Here is a 2,138-nt window from a genome sequence, read left to right on the forward strand (position 1 = left end):
GTCTTCAGGTCTTTCCAAGAATGGGCTGACATCGTCTGCGATTCTTGTAAAATCCAATCCGACGATCTTGTTAGCGATTATCTCACGCCAGTTTTCCGCGGTTACCTGCGGACCGTTCCACCCTGTCTGAGACAGAGCGTTCCGCAGTAAGGGAATATTCGGTTCTATATGATCGGGGCGAGTGAGGTACCAGAGCAAGTCATAAATATCTCGCCCTTTTGTGTACGGTCGAGATAGTAACGCATGCAGCTTCCCTGCCATTAACGAAGGGAGGTCGTAATGGAGAAGGGCAAGAAGGAAGTAGCGATTGATCAGTGTGGTTAGTGTAGTCGCTCCCTCAGGGGGGTTAGTGTCGATCTCAATTTTTACGGATAGTTTTTCCGTTCGATGCGGTGACAGACCAGCATCATACAATAATCCGGGTAGCCTGATGAACGCAGAGTGAATCGGCTCTCCTTTGTGTGGGTGTACTGTCACGTCAAATCCGGCCTTGACCAAATCCGATTCTACTCGATCCAGAAGGCGATCGAAGTTGTAACCATCGCCACGCTCCAGGGAGAAATCGAGATCCTCGGAATATCGATGCAACCCATATAGAAATCGTAACGCCGTTCCACCGACAAAAGCGATCTGTTCAAACGCTCGCACCGATTGCAGTGAGTACAGAATATGTGCTTGCACGTATTCACGCAGTATGTTCCTTCGTTGTCCTTGAGGGGCCGCAGCAGCAAGTTGTAGAGCACGATCCTTCATAACAGACCATACTCCTCAAGGAAGATCCTTCGATATCGCACAAGACGTTTTGCTCCGGTGATGAGTTTCTTCACACCGGTGCGCTCGGCGAATGCCATTAACCGCTTCTCATCGAGGCGATCTAAGTTCTGAAATCGCATTTCACGAATCTCTTTAACAGTTGCTACCCCCGGCCGAAAATAGAAAAAATCGAGGATCGCCTTTTCCGGAAGGGCAATGATGCACTCTTGCCCTCGCAGTTCTTCCGAAATGAATCCCCAAAACAGGTCTCGCCGTATGTGTCGGTAGCGAAACGTCCCCAGTGTGTTTTCCAACACACGAGGACGCGCTGTTGTCACAGAAGTCACGACAGCCACCGCATCAGGGATGAGCTCATACCAAGCGAGCGCCCTCTCCAAGCTTACATACGACGGATACACGAGGCGGTTTGCGACGTGTTCAAGAGGCAGCTCAACTTTCCGGTACGGAGGAGCAAGCACGTATTTCCCACGTGCCAGCTTGATAAGACGCCCCTCTTTCACCCAACGGCTCAATTGTGCTTGGAGAGCATTGGGACTGGTCTTTCCCGCGTATACCATCGCGGGCTCAATCACTGTACAGTCGTGAAAGCGGTCCAGAAACTCACCCCATTTCATGGCAAAAGAATAACATTTTTGTTATTTTTCTGCAACGTTAGGGGGCATCACTGCGATCGCGATCATTTATACGGCAGCGGTTCCTGCTTCACCCACGGAGATAGCGGCTCAAACTCGGGATCCTTGTGTACCAGCACTGCTCTGTTTCGGGCCGCGAACGCGGCGATCAATGCATCAGCGAGCGATAGATGATGCTGTGCCTTGAACCGAGCAGCGGTGAGCAGCACCGGCTCGGACACCTCCGCGATGAACTTAACCGGGAGCTGCTTCAGGAGGGCATACCTTCGATCAGCGACCGCTTCGCCGACTTCCTGCAAGCTGATGTAATATGCCTCCAAGAGAACGAGGAACGGCACTATAGCGTTTTCCGACTTGATGATCTCCTCAACTCGTTCTGCGCCGGCCTCGTCTTCGAGAAGTGTCAGCACCGCCGATGTATCGAGGAGATACTTGGTTTCACCCCCGCTTCGCATCTTCCTGTCGTGCCCTGAGGAGCTTCTCGGTCAGCCTCTCCCCCTGTGCGCACCCCTTGAGCACTTTCAGCGGATCGCGCACCACGGGAATCACCTTTATGGACTCCCCATCGTCGATCCACTCGAGCAAGTCTCCCCCTTTTATCCCATATCGAGCACGGATCTCCGCGGGAACCACAGTCTGCGCTCGTTTGGTTACCGTCGTCTTCATCGCAATCACCTATAAGAATTTTACAAGCCAAAACGGAAAATTACAAGCTATTAACTCGTTTAAAAC

General features: G+C 51.9%; 4 protein-coding genes. All 4 read right to left on the reverse strand.

Annotation, left to right across the window (positions count from 1 at the left end):
* Nucleotides 1-753, reverse strand: a 753-nt coding sequence (locus tag J7J55_00635) for a nucleotidyl transferase AbiEii/AbiGii toxin family protein (protein ID MCD6141222.1), incomplete at its 3' end; no start/stop codon positions are given.
* Nucleotides 750-1,331: a hypothetical protein gene (locus J7J55_00640; GenBank protein ID MCD6141223.1), complete on the reverse strand. Its 582-nt coding sequence runs from the start codon at nt 1,329-1,331 to the stop codon at nt 750-752. The genes J7J55_00640 and J7J55_00635, both read right to left, overlap by 4 nt.
* 119 nt (nt 1,332-1,450) lie before the next feature.
* Nucleotides 1,451-1,861 carry a PIN domain-containing protein gene (locus J7J55_00645; GenBank protein ID MCD6141224.1) on the reverse strand — a complete coding sequence of 137 codons (411 nt, stop codon included), beginning with the start codon at nt 1,859-1,861 and terminating at the stop codon, nt 1,451-1,453.
* The gene (locus J7J55_00650) at nt 1,845-2,072 is read right to left on the reverse strand and encodes an AbrB/MazE/SpoVT family DNA-binding domain-containing protein (protein MCD6141225.1); all 228 of its coding nucleotides are present in this window, start codon (nt 2,070-2,072) and stop codon (nt 1,845-1,847) included. Before J7J55_00650 ends, J7J55_00645 begins: the two co-directional genes overlap by 17 nt.
* Nucleotides 2,073-2,138 lie beyond the last annotated feature (66 nt).

This window comes from Candidatus Bipolaricaulota bacterium, assembly GCA_021159055.1.
Taxonomy (GTDB): domain Bacteria; phylum Bipolaricaulota; class Bipolaricaulia; order UBA7950; family UBA9294; genus S016-54.